Source organism: Pseudomonas sp. R1-43-08 (assembly GCF_003852255.1).
In the GTDB taxonomy this organism is placed as follows: domain Bacteria; phylum Pseudomonadota; class Gammaproteobacteria; order Pseudomonadales; family Pseudomonadaceae; genus Aquipseudomonas.
The window spans coordinates 3,492,126-3,508,394 of sequence record NZ_CP027734.1; the positions used below are offsets into that span (position 1 = coordinate 3,492,126).

Annotated in this window: 16 protein-coding genes; 2 read left to right on the forward strand and 14 right to left on the reverse strand. The window is 64.2% G+C overall.

Features of this window, described 5'->3' with window-relative positions:
• Nucleotides 1-18: 18 nt before the first annotated feature.
• From C4J87_RS15945 to C4J87_RS16010, 14 genes are all read right to left on the reverse strand, one after another.
• Complete coding sequence (locus tag C4J87_RS15945) at nucleotides 19-792, reverse strand: amino acid ABC transporter ATP-binding protein (RefSeq protein ID WP_124367571.1); 774 nt, start codon at nucleotides 790-792, stop codon at nucleotides 19-21.
• Complete coding sequence (locus tag C4J87_RS15950; RefSeq protein ID WP_124367572.1) at nucleotides 785-1,756, reverse strand: amino acid ABC transporter permease; 972 nt, start codon at nucleotides 1,754-1,756, stop codon at nucleotides 785-787. Before C4J87_RS15950 ends, C4J87_RS15945 begins: the two co-directional genes overlap by 8 nt.
• Before the next feature lie 19 nt (nucleotides 1,757-1,775).
• Nucleotides 1,776-4,169 carry a TonB-dependent siderophore receptor gene (locus C4J87_RS15955; protein WP_124367573.1) on the reverse strand — a complete coding sequence of 798 codons (2,394 nt, stop codon included), beginning with the start codon at nucleotides 4,167-4,169 and terminating at the stop codon, nucleotides 1,776-1,778.
• Nucleotides 4,170-4,685: 516 nt separating this feature from the next.
• Nucleotides 4,686-6,809: a type II secretion system secretin GspD gene (gspD, locus tag C4J87_RS15960; RefSeq protein WP_124368989.1), complete on the reverse strand. Its 2,124-nt coding sequence runs from the start codon at nucleotides 6,807-6,809 to the stop codon at nucleotides 4,686-4,688.
• Between the two features lie 5 nt (nucleotides 6,810-6,814).
• Nucleotides 6,815-7,315, reverse strand: coding sequence for a general secretion pathway protein GspN (locus C4J87_RS15965; RefSeq protein ID WP_124367574.1), 501 nt, complete (start codon nucleotides 7,313-7,315; stop codon nucleotides 6,815-6,817).
• Complete coding sequence (gene gspM, locus C4J87_RS15970; protein ID WP_124367575.1) at nucleotides 7,312-7,914, reverse strand: type II secretion system protein GspM; 603 nt, start codon at nucleotides 7,912-7,914, stop codon at nucleotides 7,312-7,314. Before gspM ends, C4J87_RS15965 begins: the two co-directional genes overlap by 4 nt.
• Nucleotides 7,889-8,881 (reverse strand): type II secretion system protein GspL, encoded by a 993-nt coding sequence (locus C4J87_RS15975; protein ID WP_124367576.1) that lies wholly within the window; start codon nucleotides 8,879-8,881, stop codon nucleotides 7,889-7,891. The genes gspM and C4J87_RS15975 overlap by 26 nt, the downstream gene beginning before the upstream one ends.
• Complete coding sequence (locus C4J87_RS15980) at nucleotides 8,878-9,579, reverse strand: general secretion pathway protein GspK (protein WP_124367577.1); 702 nt, start codon at nucleotides 9,577-9,579, stop codon at nucleotides 8,878-8,880. The genes C4J87_RS15975 and C4J87_RS15980 overlap by 4 nt, the downstream gene beginning before the upstream one ends.
• Nucleotides 9,576-10,184, reverse strand: a complete 609-nt coding sequence (locus C4J87_RS15985) for a prepilin-type N-terminal cleavage/methylation domain-containing protein (RefSeq protein WP_124367578.1) — start codon at nucleotides 10,182-10,184, stop codon at nucleotides 9,576-9,578. Before C4J87_RS15985 ends, C4J87_RS15980 begins: the two co-directional genes overlap by 4 nt.
• Nucleotides 10,181-10,513 (reverse strand): type II secretion system protein, encoded by a 333-nt coding sequence (locus tag C4J87_RS15990; protein ID WP_124367579.1) that lies wholly within the window; start codon nucleotides 10,511-10,513, stop codon nucleotides 10,181-10,183. Before C4J87_RS15990 ends, C4J87_RS15985 begins: the two co-directional genes overlap by 4 nt.
• Nucleotides 10,510-10,935 carry a GspH/FimT family pseudopilin gene (locus tag C4J87_RS15995; protein WP_124367580.1) on the reverse strand — a complete coding sequence of 142 codons (426 nt, stop codon included), beginning with the start codon at nucleotides 10,933-10,935 and terminating at the stop codon, nucleotides 10,510-10,512. Before C4J87_RS15995 ends, C4J87_RS15990 begins: the two co-directional genes overlap by 4 nt.
• Before the next feature lie 7 nt (nucleotides 10,936-10,942).
• Nucleotides 10,943-11,353 (reverse strand): type II secretion system major pseudopilin GspG, encoded by a 411-nt coding sequence (gene gspG, locus C4J87_RS16000; protein ID WP_124363483.1) that lies wholly within the window; start codon nucleotides 11,351-11,353, stop codon nucleotides 10,943-10,945.
• Between the two features lie 19 nt (nucleotides 11,354-11,372).
• Nucleotides 11,373-12,569, reverse strand: coding sequence for a type II secretion system inner membrane protein GspF (gspF, locus tag C4J87_RS16005; RefSeq protein ID WP_124363484.1), 1,197 nt, complete (start codon nucleotides 12,567-12,569; stop codon nucleotides 11,373-11,375).
• Entirely contained in the window at nucleotides 12,566-14,233 is a 1,668-nt protein-coding gene (locus tag C4J87_RS16010) for a GspE/PulE family protein (protein WP_124368990.1), read from the reverse strand. Before C4J87_RS16010 ends, gspF begins: the two co-directional genes overlap by 4 nt.
• A gap of 662 nt (nucleotides 14,234-14,895) precedes the next feature.
• Here C4J87_RS16010 and C4J87_RS16015 point away from each other — a divergent pair.
• On the forward strand, nucleotides 14,896-15,231 hold the full coding sequence (locus C4J87_RS16015; protein WP_124367581.1) for a hypothetical protein: 336 nt from the start codon (nucleotides 14,896-14,898) through the stop codon (nucleotides 15,229-15,231).
• Nucleotides 15,232-15,409: 178 nt separating this feature from the next.
• The gene (locus tag C4J87_RS16020; RefSeq protein WP_124367582.1) at nucleotides 15,410-16,267 is read left to right on the forward strand and encodes a hypothetical protein; all 858 of its coding nucleotides are present in this window, start codon (nucleotides 15,410-15,412) and stop codon (nucleotides 16,265-16,267) included.
• The last annotated feature ends 2 nt before the right edge of the window (nucleotides 16,268-16,269 follow it).

A 16,269-nucleotide genomic window follows, 5' to 3' on the forward strand; every position in this document is an offset into this window, starting at 1 on the left:
GGGCAGTCACTCCTTGAACTAAAGCACCTTGCCGAGAAAGGCCTGGGTGCGGGGATGTCGGGGTTGGCGCAAGATCTGTTCGGGCGGGCCTTCTTCGATCAACTGGCCGTCGCAGAGAAACACCACATGGTCGGCCACCTCGCGGGCAAAGCCGATTTCGTGGGTGACGATCACCAGGGTCACGCCCAATCGCGTCAGGCCCTTGATCACGTCGAGCACTTCGCCCACCAGTTCCGGGTCGAGGGCCGAGGTGGGTTCGTCGAACAACAACACCTTGGGGTCCAGCGCCAGGGCACGCGCAATGGCGACGCGCTGTTGCTGGCCGCCGGAGAGCTGGCGCGGGTAGGCGTCGAGCTTGTCCGCCAGGCCGACCTTGGCCAGCAGTTCGGCGGCTTTACCCTGGGCTTCGGCCCTGCTCCAGCGTTTGTGGGCCAACGGCGCTTCGGCAACGTTTTCCCAGGCGGTGAGGTGCGGGAACAGGTTGAAGTTCTGGAACACGAAGCCCACGTCGATGCGCCGCTTGAGAATTTCGCGCTCCTTGAGCTCGTAGAGCAGGTCACCCTTGCGCCGATAGCCGACGTACTCGCCGTCGATGGTGATATGCCCGCTGTCGATCTTTTCCAGGTGATTGATGGTGCGCAGCAAGGTGGATTTGCCCGAGCCGGACGGCCCGAGGATCACTGTGACTTTGCCCGGATCGATCGTCAGGTCGATGTTATCGAGCACCTGCTGGTTGCCGAACCGCTTGCCCACGCCCTGGATCTGGATGCGCCCTGCGCGTGCTTCAGCCATGGGATTTCTCCTTGAGCCAAAAGCGCAGGCGTTGCAGCGGTGTCGGTGGCAGCACGCGCGCGGTGCCACGGGCGAAATGGCGCTCGACGTAATATTGGGCGCTGGTCAGCACCGTGGTGATGATCAGGTACCACACCGTGGCCACGATCAGCAGCGGGATCACCGCCTGGGTGCGGTTGTAGATGACCTGCACGGTGTAGAACAGCTCCGGCAGGGCCAGCACGTAGACAATGGACGTGCCCTTGACCAGGCCGATGATCTCGTTGAAACCCGACGGCAGAATCGAGCGCAAGGCCTGGGGCAAGATGATCCGGAAAATCCGCCGCGAGGCCGGCAGCCCCAATGCCGCCGCCGCTTCATGCTGGCCGGCATCCACCCCGATCAAACCGCCGCGGATGATCTCCGCCGCGTACGCCGCCTGCATCAGGCTCAAGCCCAGCACCGCCACGGTGAACTGGCTGAGCACATCCACGGTGGACCACTGCGCGAACACCTGCTCGGTGAACGGCACACCGATCACGATGTGGTCGTACAGGTAGGCAAAGTTGTAGAGGATGATCAGCACCAGCAGCGCCGGCATCGAGCGAAAGAACCAGATATAACCCCAGGCCAACGCCGCCAGCAGCGGCGAGCCCGACAACCGCGCCAGGGCCAGCGCGGTGCCGAGAATGACGCTGAACAGCGTGCTCAGCAGCGTCAGCAACAGGGTCTGCCCCAGGCCGCGCAGCACCGACGGCGAGAAGAACCACTGGCCGAACACGCCCCACTCCCAACGCGGGTTGGTGGCCAGGGAGTGCACGATGGCGAGCAGCACCAGCGCGGCAAAGATCGACCCGGCCCAGCGCCATGGATGCCGGGCCGGCACCACCTGCAGGGCCTTGATCGGCGTGGAAGCGCGGCGCGTGCGGATCGGGTAATGGTTGACCTCATCGATCAGGTCGTAAGGTTTGGCGACAATGGGCATGTTCTATTCCTCGCAGGCCTCAGAAGGCATAAGTCAGCCGGGTGTAGTAGTACCCGCCGGTAAAACCATAGGGCGAATAGGTGCCGTAGCTGGCGAGCATGGTGCTGCTCGGCACGCCTTGTTTCTTGGGGTAAATGTCGAAGAGGTTCTTGGCGCCGATGGCCAGGTTGAGGTCTTTGGTGAGGTTGTAGCCAAGGTCGAGGTCGGTGATCCATTTGGCGCTGTAGACGCGGTCCAGGCCGCGATTGGCCGAGGCGTTGACTTCCTTGTAGGCGCCGTAGCGCGTCAGGGCCAGGTTGAGGTTCACGCGCCCGATGCTCCAGTCACCGCCGAGGATCAGCTTGGTGTTGGGTTGCACGTCGGTGATCAGGTTGCGCGCCTCGCGGTCCATCAGCTCGTAGGACGTACCGAGGATAGTGGTCGACTCTTTGTAATTGAGGATTTTGGTCTGGTTCCAGTTGAATGCGGCCGTCCACTTCACGGCACCGAACGCGCCCAGGTCGTGGTTGTAGCTGCTGACCAGGTCCAGGCCCTTGGTCCGGGTGTCGGCACCGTTGATGAAGTACTGGCCGCCGGAGGTGGAGTTGACGCCGTTGTTCTGCAACACCTGGGTAACTTCCGGCCCGAGCAAGGTGCCCGTGAGGGTGATGCGGTCACGCAGGTTGATCACGTAGGCATCGGCGGTGAAGCTCAGGCGGTCGGTGGGGGTGAGGGTGAAACCGAGGCTGAAGTTGGTGGAGCGTTCGGGCTTGAGGTCCTCGGCGCCCAACGCCTTGGCCGCCGCCGAACCGACTGGCAGTACGCCGTAGTTGATCGACTGGTACACACCGTCGACCACGCCATAGGTGGTCGAGCGCGCACTGAACAGGCTGTTGGCCAGGGACGGCGCACGGAAGCCATTGCTCACGGTGGCGCGCACCGCGAATTGCGGCGTGAAGTCATAACGCGTGGTCAGTTTGCCGCTGCGAGTAGCGCCCACGCCCTGGTTGTAATGCTCATAGCGCACGGCGGTGCCCACGTACCACTCCGGCAGCGGGTTGAAGCCCGCATCCACGTAACCGGCGACGCTGTTGCGCGAGGCGGTGCTTTCTTCGTCCGGGGAAATGCCGTTGGTGACCTGGGCCCCGGACGACGCGCAATTGCCCGGTGCCACGCAGTAGCCGCCGTTGGCATAGGACGCGTAGTCACCGGCCTGCACCTCATAGGTGTCGCGTCGGTGCTCGAGGCCATAGGACAGGTCCAACGGCTTTTGCAGGCCGATATCGAAGCCGCGCTTGAAGTCCAGGTTGGTGGTCAGCTCGGTGGAAATCCAGGTGCCGGAGGTGAAGCTGTTCGGCGTGGCCTCGCCCAGGGACGGGTTCTGGTTATGGGTGGTGCCCTGCTCCGCTTCGTTGCGCCCGTAGGTGGTGGACAGGTCCCAGTCCCACTCGCCCACGGTGCCTTTGCCACCGAAGGCGGCCTGGAAATCGTCTTCGTCGATGTACCAGGTGGGCGTGTAGCCGGCCGGATAACCGTTGGGCCCGGTGGTAATCGTGTTGGTGATGGTCGGCAGGCGAAAGTTCTGGCCCTGCTCGGCCTTGCGCCGTGAGTAAGTGGTGAAGGAGTACAGGCTCAGGCTGTCGTCGATCGGCAGTTCGGCGTTGTAGCCCAGGGTCAGCAGGTTGGTCTTGGGCGTGCCGTAGCCGCCGTAGGTGGACTTGCCGGCCAGGCCGTAGGCTTGTTCATAGCTGTAGCCGTTGGCGCTGGCCTTGTTGTCGTCATTCTGGCTACGCGCATCCAGGGCCAGTTGCACGATGCCACCGTCGCCGATTTCAAAGCCTTTGTTGAGGCTTTGCTGCACGGTCTGCTTCTTGCCGTCATAGCCAAGGCCGGCGTTGGTCACCGAGGTGCCGCTGGTGTCGGCCTTGAGGATCACATTGATCACCCCGGCGATGGCGTCGGAACCGTACTGGGCGGCGGCGCCGTCGCGCAGCACTTCCACATGGTCGATGGCGCTGATGGGGATAAGGTCCAGGTCAGCCGGTGCAGCGCCGGTGTTGATGCCGTTGATGTTCAGGGTCGCGCTGGTATGACGCCGCTTGCCATTGACCAGTACCAGCACCTCGGCGGCGCTCAAGCCACGCAAGTTGGGCGCGCGGGCAATGCCGCTGGCGTCCCAGCCGGTTTTTTCCGGGAGTGTCAGCGATGGAATCAGCGCACTGAGCGCTTCCATCAAACCGGGTTTACCGGTGCTTTGCAGTTGTTTGGCGCTGACCACATCGATAGGCACCGGGCTGCTGGTGACCGTGCGTTGCTCGGCGCCACGGTTACCGGTGACGACCACGGTGGACAGGGTGCTGTCGCCCTGGGCCTGGGCCGCGGCGGCCAGCAGGGACAAGGTCAAGGCTGCGGTGGGGGGTAGAACATGCTTCATCGCTGATCCCGGTTTTTCAAATCGCAGGGTCGGGCAGGCACGCGCCAGACGCGGCATGGCCGGTGTTCAAGGTGTGGGTGCGGTTTGAATTAGGTGTGGGGCGAGCGAGGGGCTTGAAGGGGCAACATACGTTGAACTCCGTTCCAACGATTCTGCTGCCGGGGCTTACCCGGTCAGGTGCGCAGAATCTGAATCACGCTGGGTACCATCCGGGGTCTGGGGTAGGCTGTTGAGACCAAACATAACGGAATGGATTTTAAAAATATAATGCTATTTGGGCATAAGCTAATATTTGTTAATTTCATTATTTATAAATATCTTTATTCATATAAATAATGTCTCAGACACATTGGTACGGCGTTCGAAAATCGTTCCCACGCTCCCGCGTGGGAATGCAGCCCGTGACGCTCTGCGTCACCTGTACGCAGCAGCATCGGCCGGAAGCTGGACGCGGAGCGTCCCAGGAGGCGTTACCACGCAGAGCGTGGGAACGATCAAATGTGGGAGGGCTCGCTCCTACAGGGGCCGCAGTAGCTGCATCTGCTGGCGATAATCATCCGTCACCTGCCGTGCCTGGCTGCTGCTGGTAATCACCCGTGGGGTAATCAGCACGATCAACTCCGTGCGGTCCTTGGATTTGCTGGTGTTGCCAAACAACCAGCGCAAGCCGGGGATCTTGCCCAGGTACGGCACGGCGCTGACGCTCTCGGCGTTGTCCTGCTTGATCAGCCCACCCAACAACACGGTCTGCCCGCTTTGCACCGCGACCTGGGTCGACACCGAGCGCGTGGAAATCCGTGGATTGACCGGCGTTTCACTGCTGCTACCCGCGCTCTGTGCATCGCTGACCTGCTGCTGGATATCCATGTACACCAGCCCGCCCGGATTGATGCGCGGCACCACGTCGAGGATCACACCGGTCTGCACGTATTCGACGCTGCTCAAGGTGGTATCGGCGTCACCTGTGTTGACGGTGGTCTGGCTGATGGGAATGTTGTCCCCCACCTGGATCTGCGCCGGCTGGTTGTTCATCACCACCAGTGACGGCGCCGACAGCACCTGGGTGCGGCCGTTGGTTTCCAGGGCGTGCAGGGCCACTTGCAGGTTGGAGCTGACGAAGGAATAGAACAACGAATCCGCCGCCCCCAGCCCTGCCCCGCCACCGCCCAACGCACCTTGGCTTCCGGAAGCGTTGGCCACCGTGGTGCTGGTGGAATTGCCGCCCAGGCGGCCGAGGTACCACTGCACGCCAAGGTCGAGTTCGCCGGTCAGTTTGACTTCGAGAATGCGCGTCTCGATCTGCACTTGGAGCGGTGGGTTGTCGAGGCGCTTGATCGCCGCTTCGATTTCTTTCCATTGCGCCGGACGCGTGCGCACCAGCAGTTGGTTGCTGCTTTTTTGCGCGGTAATACGGGTGCCGGTTTCGAGGTCGCTGATGGGCGGCGCCGGGGTCTCCTCGCTGCTCTCCTGCGTGGGTTCCTCGGCGGCGGGCGCGGGGGTGTTGGCCTGCAGCCCTGCGCTGGTGGACGAGGACAGCGTGGTGGTGCGCAACCCCGGCGCGACCTTGGCCGGGGTGTCGTCCTTGATCGCGCCATTGCCGTAAATCTGCCGCAGGTACTTGGCCAGGTCTGCGGCCTTCATGTTGCGCACGTCGTACACGTACATCTGCGGTTCATTGCCGCCGCCCTCGTCGATGGTGCGAATCCAGTCACCCACTTCGCTGAGGTACTGGGGCTGGGAAGAAATCGCCACCACCGAGTTGGTGCGCTCCACCGGCAAGAACCGCAGCATGCCCGCCAGGGGCGTGCCGCTGTCGGCGCCGAACATGGCTTGCAGCTCGGGCATCAGCTCGGCCACCGAGGCGCGCTGCAGCCCGAACACACCCACCGACATGCCCTTGAGCCAATCCACATCGAAGGTGTCGATGGTGTCCTGGTAGTTGGCCAGTTCTTCCGGGGTGCCGGCCAGGCTCAGCACATTGCGCGCCGGGTCCACCAGCAGGAAGGCGTTCTCCCGGGCAAAGGGCTTGAGCAGTTTCTGCATCTCGGTGGCGGAGATATAGCGCAGCGAAAACAGGCGTGCCGAGAGGCCGCTGGCGGGCTGCGCGACGCGCATCTGCGGCACCAGCTTGCCGGCCACCGCCTGATTGGCCGGCAGGATTACATAGCGGTTGCCCTGGCGGATCATGGCGTTATCGGTCCAGGACAACAGGGTTTCGAGGATCGACAGCGCCTGCTGCTTATCCACCGGCCTGGAGGTGGAGAAGCTGACGTTGCCCTTCACGCCCTGGGCGATGCTGTAGTTTTCGTGCAGCAGGTCGCCCATTACGCTGTTGACCACCGCTTCGATGGGCTGGTCCTGAAAGTTGAATACGATGTCGCCGCCCGCCTCCTTCACCGCAGGTGTTGACGCAGGCGCGCGCAGGAACTGCTGGTTGCCGCGAATCAACTGGCGCGGCGCGGGTGACTTCGCCCCGGGCTGGGGGCTTTGCAGCACGGGCGCTTCGCTGGGCGGGCGTTGCGAGCCGGTGCCCTGCAGGGCTTCGTGGAGCAGTTCTTTATCCGGGTCGAGGCGGTCGGGCAACGCGCCGCAGCCGCCGAGGGCGACGGTGGTGGCCAGGCAAAACAACGGGGTGCGCATATCAATCAAGGGAGGGGCTCGCGAGAAGGAGAAATCGAGGGCAACCGCTTGCCGTACAGGCTCAGGGTCTGGGTGCGTCCGTCCAGGGCGAAGCGCGCCGATTGCGGGGTGAGGTGTTCCAGGCGCCAGCCGTTGGGCAGGCTCTGGCCCAGGCGCACCGTCAGGGGTGGGCCGTCGGCTTGTTTAAGCATGGCCATTTGCAGGTTGCCGGTGATCATGATGCCGCTGAGGGTCAGGTTCGACAGGCTGGTGACCCGCGCTTTGCCCGCCACGCGGTCTGGGCTGCGATCCGGGCTGAACAGCGGCGCCTGCCATGTGCCGGCGAGGTCGGCCAGGGCCACCGTCGGCGGCGCCTGCAGGTTGACGGCGGGCTGCGCCGGCGCAGGTTCCTCGGGCAACCACTGCGGTTCATCGCCGATGCTGCTGAGGATCACGGCCATCAACAGTCCCAACAGCCCGGCCAGGCCGAGCAAGCCCCACTCCAAGGGGCGCAGTGTGCCGTTCATGGTGCCACCCGCGCCGGTTGCAAGTAGCCGCGCACCAGCAGGTTGACCACCAACTTGCCCGCGCCGCCACGGGAGGGCGCTTCGCGACTGCGACGGATGCGCAGCTCATCGACGAACAGATACGGCGGCTGATACTCCAGCGCATGCAGGATCGCGGTCAACGGTTCGATGGCGCACTCAAGGGTCAGGCTGACCTTGACCTGGCGATACGGCTCGCCAGCGTCCTGCCCGGCAGTGATGGGTTTGCGCTGGGTCAGGCTGCAACCGCCGCCACGGCTGGCCTGGCTGGCGATGAGGTCGGCGAGGCGCTGCATCAGGTCGGCGGCGACCACGTCGGGGTCATCCCCCGGCAACAGGCTGGCGCTGCTGGCCGGGTCCTGGCGTGCCTGCTCAAGCTGCTGGCGCAGTGCATCGCCCTGGCGCAACAGGCTGGCATAGCGTTGCTGTTGTTCGCGCAACTGTTCGGCGTGGGCGCCCATGCTGCGCAGCGGCCCGGCGAACCAGCTGTCGATCAACAGCCAGTAGGCCGCGCCCAGCACGACAGCCAGCACCAGCAAGGCGGCCCCGCGACGTTCACGGGGTGTGAGGGGTCGGCGCATCGGCAGCCTCCTGGCGCAAGTGGGCACGCAGGGCAAACTGATCCTTGCCGGTGCGCGCATCGGGTTGAATCACCCCTTCGAACTGGGCGTTTTCCAAACGGTGGCAGCCTTTGATCCGGGTGATCAGGCCGCTGGCCTTGGCGCTTTGACCGGCGATGGAAATCTCACCGTCCTTGACGTCCAATTGCTCGAGCCAGGTGTCGGCCGGCAGGCAGCGGGTCAAGTCATTCAGCAGCCCGGCCAAGGGCGGCTGCGCCAGTTTGCGGCGCGTGAGGTACTGCGCCGCGCCCTGAGTGTTGAGCAGTTGCTGGCGCAGGGCATGCACCTGGGCCACCTGGGCTTTTTGTTGCTGGACGCTGTGCTGCATGGCATCGAGCACGCGCTGGCGGTCGTTGAGCCACAGCAGCATCGCCGCGATCAGCAAGGCGCCGCACAGCCACGGCAGGCTGCGTTGCAAGCCTGAGCCCTGTGCGCGTTGACGCGGGCGCAGGCTGGCGGGCAACAGGTCGATGCCCATGCCTGCCACATCCACCCGATGAGGCCGCAGGCCCAGGGTGGCGCAGTCGGCGAGAATCTGGTCCAGGCGTTCGCGCAGGATCGCTACCAGCGTCACCTCAAGGTGCGTAGCGGTGCGCTGTTCCTGGCGCACGACGAAGTACAACTGCTCGGCATCGAACGGTGTGTAGCGGTCCAGTTCATACCCCACCACATTGGCCAGGTTGCGCGCCGCGGCCAGGGGCAGGTGCACAGTTTGCCGCAGCACGTCGTCAGGGCCGAGCATCAGCACTTGGCGCGCTTGGCCCGGTTCGAGCGGCGCGCCCAGCGGCCAGTGATGGATGCGCTCCGGCGGCTCCTTGAGTGCCAGCCAGCCCGGCACACAGCCGCGCAACTCCGTGAGCCACAGGCGCCAGGCCTGTTGGGCCAGGCTGCCGCGCCAATGACGGGCGATAGGTTCGAGTCGATTCATTCTTGCCACCGCAGCACCCGATAGGGCTGTGCGCTGTCCTCCGCTGGGCTCAGTGAAACGGTAATGCGCACGCGCGCCTGATAACCGCCGGGGCGCTCGGCGCGGCTGTCGATTTCCACCACTTGGCCGGGGTCGGCGCCCTCGGCATTGCGGCTTGGCAGGTTGAGCGCCTTGCGCATCAAGGGGCTGGCGAACGCCGGATCGGGTCGATCCAGGTCGCTCCACAAGGTGATTTCGGGCAGCAATTGGCTGTAGAGCGCCTGGGTCATGCCAGGCAGCTGACGCACTTCTTCGAGCACCCGAAACGGCGCCAGGCCATGTGTACGCCGGGCCTCGAGCGCCTTGACCCATTGCTGCGCCTGGGCCGGCGTGGCCCCGCAGGCCAGGGCCAGGCGCGTGAGGTCATCGGCCGTGGCGTTGACCAGGTACAACTTGCCGCGCTCGCTGCGCAGGCTGACCTGCAGCCGCGCATCGTCAAAGCCCAGCGCGATAGCGCGCCCATCGGCCACCCAGTGCGGCTGCGCCATCACCATGGCGATGCCGGCCTGGGCCGCCAATTGCGTCTGGGTATGCTGTTTGAGCCACAGTGCCTGGCGACTTTGCAACTGCACCCAACCGGCCAGGCCGCCGAGCAACACGCTGAGCAATGCCAGCACCCAGAGCACCAGCAGCAACGCCGCACCGCGCTGGCGCTTCATTCTTCCAGGCTCCCACTGGACAGGTTCAGGCGCAGCGCAATCACTTGGGTGACCCACGGCACCGGGCCGTTGACGTTGGCCACGATGCGCACCGCATACGGCAAGCGCCTCGGCCAGGGCCAGTCAGCGACCCAACCGGTCGGCTGGCCCAGGGGCGACAGGCCGCGGTAGCTGAACTGCAACTGCTCGACGTGGTTGAGCAGCACCTGCGGTTCGACGCGGGCGGGGTTTATGTGGGATTCCAACTGTGCGAACTGCACCTGCAAGGCCTGGTCGACCCGCTGCAAGGTAAAGCGCTGGATACCGCCGCCGAGCACACCGGGCAAGGTTGACACAAACTGCAGGCGCTCGGCCGTGCCGCTGAAAAAGCCCTCGGCCTGGCTGTCGTCTTCCGTCACATCCAGGGGCAGCGCCTCGCTGATGGCGGTGCGCAAGAACTGCTGGGCGGCACGCATTTCGTCCAGGCTGACGGTGTAGCGCTGGGCCTTGGTCACCGCACGATTGGCGCCCAGCAAGGCGCCGCCGACCAGCACCAGCAGCACTGCGAGCAAGCTGAGTACCACGAGGATTTCCAGCAAAGTGAAGCCCTGCTCGCGGCGCTTCACAGGCGCGCCTTCAAGGTACTGAAATGCGCCTGGTGCGGGCCTTCGCTGACGGTCAGGTCGAGGCGATACAGCTGCGGCTGTTGGCGGCTGAGGGTCAGTTGCCAGTGGATGCCATCCAGTTCGCCCTGGCGCACACCGTTGTCGAGGCGGCCGGCGGTTTCCTGATCAAGCACCGTGAGCGCCGCATGGGCCAGCCGATCACTGCGCGCCACCTGCGCCAGGGAGCGCGCGCTCTGGCCGAAGGCGACCAGCAACACGCTGCTGCACACCGCCAGCAGGGTCAGGGCGGCGAGCATTTCGAGCAGGGTGAAACCGGCCTGGCGCTTCATGGCAACGCCTTGGACTGCACGCTGCCGGTCAGCCAGCCGATATCGATACGCCAACGCCGGCTGCCGTTGGCCAACACCAGGTTGCCGCCGGTGGAACTGCCGTCAGGGTAGAACTCAACCGCCGAGCCTGCCTGCTCGGCGGTGTGCATGCTCAGTTGCAGCGCTTGCGGCCAGTGCAGCGGTGGCCGGCCAGGCGCGTTGAACGCACGGTTGGGCAGATCGAATTCGGTACGCGCCGCCTGGCCGCTGATAATCGCCCCGGCGCGTGTAGCGCGCAGCGCCTCGACCATCTGCCCGACCACCCGACGCTCCTTGGCCGCTTGCAGGCCCTGGCGCAGCCCGACGCTGAGCAAGCCGGCAGCAAGGCTGATCAGCAGGATCACCACCAGCATTTCCAGCAGGGTAAATCCACGCTGGGCCATGGGCCGCTTATTCCCAATTGCCCAGGTCGGCACTGTAGCCCTCGCCGCCGGGTTGGCCGTCCTGGCCGTAGAAGATCAAGTCAAAAGCGCCATGCTCACCGGGAAAGCGGTAGCCGAACGCGTGGCCGAACGGGTCTTTCAATTCCGACGGCTTGGCGTAGGGCCCGGCCCAACCGGACGCCGTCGCCGGCTTGTCCACCAGCTGTTGCAGGCTGGTGGGCGGCGAGCCGACATCCAGCGCGTAGCTGTCGATCTTCATGCTCAAGCCGGCGAGTTGCGCCTTGCCCGCGCCGTACTTGCCCTTGTCCACATTGCCGCCGACCTGGCGTACCACGATGGTCGCGACAATGCCCAGCAGCACGATCACGGCAAGCATTTCCAGCAGGGTAAAACCGCTTTGGCGGCGTCGGGCATTCATCGTTATAGCTCCTTGAAGTTCATATATGGCTGGTGAGGCTCATCAGCGGCAGCATGATCGCGAGCATGATCACCGCCACCAGCACCGCCATGACCACGGTCAGGGTGGGCACCAGTGCGGCGAGCAATCGGTCGATGCCGCGCTTGGCCTCGACGTCGAAAATATCGGCGACCTTGAGCAGCATGCTGTCCAGTTCACCGGCCTGTTCACCGACCTCGATCATTTGCAGCGCCAGTTCGGGCAGCAAGGGTTGGCCGCCGAACGCCTGGCCGAGGCTGCCACCGGCTTTCACCGATTCGGCGGCCATCGCCACCTGCGCCTGCAGCGCTCGGTTGCTGCAGACCTGCCGGGCAATCACTAGCGCCGGCAGCAGCGCCACGCCATTGCTGAGCAAGGTGCCCAGGGTGCGCGTCAGCCGTGCCGCTTCGACCCGTTGCAGCAGCGGGCCGAGCACGCGCAGGCCGAGCACGCGGCGGTCACAGCGCTCGCGGCGGCGCGGGTCGCGCAGGCCGATGACCACCGCCCACAGCAGGGCAATCAACCCGGCCAGCACCAGCAGCCCATAGGCGCCGAGAAACTCGCCAAGCCCCAGGATCACTTCGGTGATCAGCGGGATCGGCACGCCAAGGTCCTGGAAAATCGGCACGAATTGCGGCACCACGTACGCCAGCAACAGCGCCAGCGAACCCAATACGCCCACCACCAGGAACGCCGGGTAGATCAGCGCGTTGATCACCTCGCCACGCAGGCGCTGGCTGCGCTCCAGGTAGTCGCTGAGCTGGCGCAGGGTGCGTTCCAGCGCGCCGCCCGCCTCACCGGCGCGCACCATGCTCAGGTACAGCGGCGAGAAGCTGCCGCCCTCCTGTTCCAGCGCGGCCGATAACGGTTGGCCGGCCTTGACCTCGTCGCGGATGCGTTCGATCAAACCGCGCACCTGGGGCGAGCCGGGCTGCTTGAGCAGCAGGCCGAGGCAGCGTTCCAGGGGCTGGCCGGCGCCGAGCAAGGTCGCCAGTTGTTGCGTGAAGCTGACCAGGCCCGCGCCTTTCAATGCTCCGCGCGCAGGGTTCAACAAGGGCCGGCCCGCTGTTTCGATCTGCAACAACAGCAGGCCGCGCTTGTGCAACGCGGCGACGGCAGCGGCTTGGTCCCTGGCTTGCAGGGTGCCGTTGTGGGCGACACCCTGGCTGTCGAGCGCACGAAACTTGAACAGCGTCACGCGGGTTCCCCACGGGTGACGCGCAGCACTTCTTCCAGGCTCGTGACGCCGGCCAGCGCCTGGCGCAAGCCCTCTTCATACAAGGTGCGCAAGCCTGCGCGGCGGGCGGCCTGCTCGAGGGTGGCGGCGTCGGCGTGGCGCATCAACAGGTCGCGCACCTCATCGTTCATCACCAGCAACTCGGTGAGGGCGCTGCGGCCATGGTAATCGCCGTGGTAGAGCAGGATCGGGCGCTGGTCGGTCAGACGGTCCAGGCCGTGCTCTTCGATCAACGCGGCTGGCGCTTCGAACGCCACGCGGGTGGCCGGGTGCAGGCGGCGCACCAGACGCTGGGCAAGGATGCCGCTGACGGTCGAGGCAATCAGGTAACTTTCGACGCCCATGTCCAGCAGCCGCGTGATGCTGGCGGCGGCGCTGTTGGTGTGCAGGGTCGACAGCACCAGATGGCCGGTGAGCGCGGACTGGATGGCGATGCGGCAGGTTTCCAGGTCACGGATTTCGCCGATCATGATCACGTCCGGGTCCTGGCGCACGATGGAGCGCAGCACGCCGGCAAAGTCCAGGCCGATGGCCGGTTTTACCTGGATCTGGTTGATGCCTTCGAGCTGGTATTCGACCGGGTCTTCGACGCTGATGATCTTGCGCTCAGGGGTGTTGAGGCGCGACAACGCGGTGTAGAGCGTGGTGGTCTTGCCGGATCCGGTCGGCCCGGTCACCAGCAGAATGCCGTGGGGCCGTTCGAGCAGTTCAAGAAAGGTGGCCAGGCGCTGACCATCGAAGCCCAGGCTGGGAAAATCGAACTGCACGGTCTGCCGGTCGAGCAAGCGCATCACCAGCGATTCGCCGAAAGCGGTGGGTACCGTGGACACGCGCAAATCCAATTCCTTGCCCTGGATGCGCAGCATGATGCGGCCGTCCTGGGGCAGGCGGCGCTCGGCAATGTCCAGGCGCGCCATGATCTTCACCCGGGAAATCACCGCCGCCGAGGAGCTGGCCGGCGGCGCCTCGGCGTCGTGCAGCACGCCGTCGATGCGGTAGCGCACCTTGAGCTGGTGTTCGAAGGGTTCGATGTGAATATCCGAGGCGCGCTGCTCCACGGCGCGCTGCAGGATCAGGTTGACCAGGCGGATCACTGGCGCTTCGGAGGCCATGTCCTTGAGGTGCTCGATATCTTCCAGCGCACCGCCCTGCTCGCCCAGGTTCTCCACCAGCGTGCCCATGGCGGATCGGCCCTGGCCGTAGTAGCGCTCGATCAGGCTGTCGACCTCGGTGCGCGCGCCGATGGCCAGCCAGATCGGCACTTGGCAGGCATAGGCCAGGGCCTGGAATGGATACAGCTGGGCCGGGTTGGCCGCGAGTACGCGCAGCCCGCCATCGGCCCAACCGATGGGCACCAGCTGGTAGTGGCGCATGAAGCGCTCGGTCAGCGCGGGGATCGGGTCGAGCAACGGCGGCGCCGCCTCGGCTTGCACCAGCGGCGCATCGAGCAAGGCGGCCCAGGCGCGGGCCAGTTCGATTTCGCTGACCAACCCCAGGCGCGTGAGCAGGCCGAGCAGGTCGCTACCCTCGGTGGATAAGCGTCTGGCGCGGTCCAGGTCGACGGTCTTCAGTCCTGCATGCGCCATCAACCATGCGCACACCTGCTCGGTGTGCGGGACAGGCATCTGGCAGGCATTGATGGGGGCTGACGACATAATGAAGTGATATCTGATAGGGCGAGAAGTATGGCTATTTGGAACTACCGAACAATGCCATTAGTTCGCCATAGCCCTGCCGGGAGTTAGCCGGGGGTATCGACTGGAAGTTATAGCGCTAGTTCCTGTGCGATGGAAATATAAATACAAAACATTGCTGAATGCACTGATTTAGAGCGTTAACAGCCAATTGCCACTAGTTGCACATAGCCATACGCCTTAATTATTCACACACTTTCCCTTAAATAACCGGCGAGGAAAAACAGGCAAGCGTTTTACTCCGGCACCACGCGCGAAGGTGTTTCGCCGGGAAGGGATTTCTACCCCCTCTTCCACAGCCAATACTGCTTTTTACCATGGGCGTGCCCAGGGAGCTGATCGAACGACTATTTCGGCCTAACGATGCTTATAAAACGCTATTAGAGGCATTTAGCCATACCCTGCCCCACTGCAAAAAGCCATCTGATTACAGTCAGTTGGACGCTAAGCAAGCCACGCGCTCGTCGCAAAACTGGCGAAAAAACGCACCAAATTCTGTTAACGCCCTGCCTTTACAGGCGAAGAAGCACGCCTAGACTCTCACTCGATTCAGCTCCCTGGATCATGACCAACACTGGAAAAGGATATTCAAAATGAACGCCTTCACTTCGGTAAATACCGTCACCACGCCCCTCACCATCAACTGCAACTCCGTGACCACGTATAACGGCGATCCCAACGAAACCACCAAGGTCACGTTCAACTACCAGAACAACCTGCTGTGGGCTACCCAAGTCAATAACACTGCCTCAACGCAAATTCTCGCCGCCGACGCCCCTGCCGGACCGGTGATCCTGCGCGCGGGCGCCAAGGTGACGCTGCAAAACGTCGGCGCGGGGTTCAGCATCCTGTTCACTGGCGTCATCGTCGACAGCGGTTCCGAGACGCCTTTCACCAGCACCAACATCGGTACATTCAGCCTTTCCTGATCCATACGGGTTCTTTAGCCAGACCCCATCCTTGAAGCCGGCGGACGCGCACGTACGCCGGTTTCATTAACGCAGTACGGGACATGGACGGTACCCTCGCGTGACAAAGCATCGGATGCTTTATACCCGGGTTTGCTGGTTAACACTGGGCGCGATTCTGGCAAGCATCCTGTGGGTAATGGCGACCGGCAGACATGCGCCGACGGCTTTGCCTGACGGGTTCAGCCATACTTTTTCCAGCGTCGAGTACGCCTCCCTGACCTCGGGCTGCGCCGACCTCGTTCCCGCTCCTTCCGCCTCTTCGGCGACCCCGGCACCCTGCCTGCCAGGGCCGATACTGCTGCCCGGCATGAACGTCAGCCGTCAGGTCGGTCCGGTACTGTTCGTTCTGGTCGTCGACAGTCGCGAGGCCCGGGTGAACGCCGAACTGTCCATGGGCGGCGCTGGCCTGACCGGGTTGAGCATGACGGCCGACACACCCACTGCCACCTTTGACCTGGCCAGCGATGGGCAACGCATACGTGGCAGCCTGGGCGCATTTTTCTGTGCCCCTCCGAACACTTCGCATGTGCTCGCCGACTTCAATATCGAAGGCACGCACGAGGACAACAAGGACAGCGCGCAAGCCTATCGCGGCGACCTTATCCGCTGGCAGAGCCCAACCACCAGCGTGATTGCCCACTACCGCCAACCCTTGTTGCCGGACCTGCAAGTGACCGTGGAACTGCTTGATCCCTACAAACCCGACAGCAGCAACGCGTTGACGGCCCAAGTGAGTTTCTACTACGCCACGAACCTGATCGACCGCTACACCGTCATGGCCACCGCCACCCCCGTGACCCTGCGCAAATCCAGCGTCGGGCCGGTGCATATCCAGGGTGGGGCCTTGTCGTTTCGTCCCGCCACCCAGGAACAGCGGGGGCAGCTCAGCCTCGATGGCACTTTCCAGTCCGGCCATAACCTGCCCAACCACTACGCCGGCAGCATCGCCGACTGGTCGTGGATTCGTGGCCGTGCCGACAATTGCAGGGGATAGAC

Coding starts and splice junctions, on each gene's coding strand:
- gspG (WP_124363483.1), bottom strand. CDS start 11,353: ATGAATGCCCGACGCCGCCAAAGCGGTTTTACCCTGCTGGAAATGCTT.
- C4J87_RS16010 (WP_124368990.1), bottom strand. CDS start 14,233: ATGCCTGTCCCGCACACCGAGCAGGTGTGCGCATGGTTGATGGCGCAT.
- C4J87_RS15965 (WP_124367574.1), bottom strand. CDS start 7,315: ATGAACGGCACACTGCGCCCCTTGGAGTGGGGCTTGCTCGGCCTGGCC.
- C4J87_RS15980 (WP_124367577.1), bottom strand. CDS start 9,579: ATGAAGCGCCAGCGCGGTGCGGCGTTGCTGCTGGTGCTCTGGGTGCTG.
- C4J87_RS15995 (WP_124367580.1), bottom strand. CDS start 10,935: ATGGCCCAGCGTGGATTTACCCTGCTGGAAATGCTGGTGGTGATCCTG.
- C4J87_RS15945 (WP_124367571.1), bottom strand. CDS start 792: ATGGCTGAAGCACGCGCAGGGCGCATCCAGATCCAGGGCGTGGGCAAG.
- C4J87_RS15950 (WP_124367572.1), bottom strand. CDS start 1,756: ATGCCCATTGTCGCCAAACCTTACGACCTGATCGATGAGGTCAACCAT.
- C4J87_RS16020 (WP_124367582.1), top strand. CDS start 15,410: ATGGCGACCGGCAGACATGCGCCGACGGCTTTGCCTGACGGGTTCAGC.
- C4J87_RS15955 (WP_124367573.1), bottom strand. CDS start 4,169: ATGAAGCATGTTCTACCCCCCACCGCAGCCTTGACCTTGTCCCTGCTG.
- C4J87_RS16015 (WP_124367581.1), top strand. CDS start 14,896: ATGAACGCCTTCACTTCGGTAAATACCGTCACCACGCCCCTCACCATC.
- C4J87_RS15975 (WP_124367576.1), bottom strand. CDS start 8,881: ATGAATCGACTCGAACCTATCGCCCGTCATTGGCGCGGCAGCCTGGCC.
- gspD (WP_124368989.1), bottom strand. CDS start 6,809: ATGCGCACCCCGTTGTTTTGCCTGGCCACCACCGTCGCCCTCGGCGGC.
- C4J87_RS15990 (WP_124367579.1), bottom strand. CDS start 10,513: ATGAAGCGCCAGGCCGGTTTCACCCTGCTCGAAATGCTCGCCGCCCTG.
- gspM (WP_124367575.1), bottom strand. CDS start 7,914: ATGCGCCGACCCCTCACACCCCGTGAACGTCGCGGGGCCGCCTTGCTG.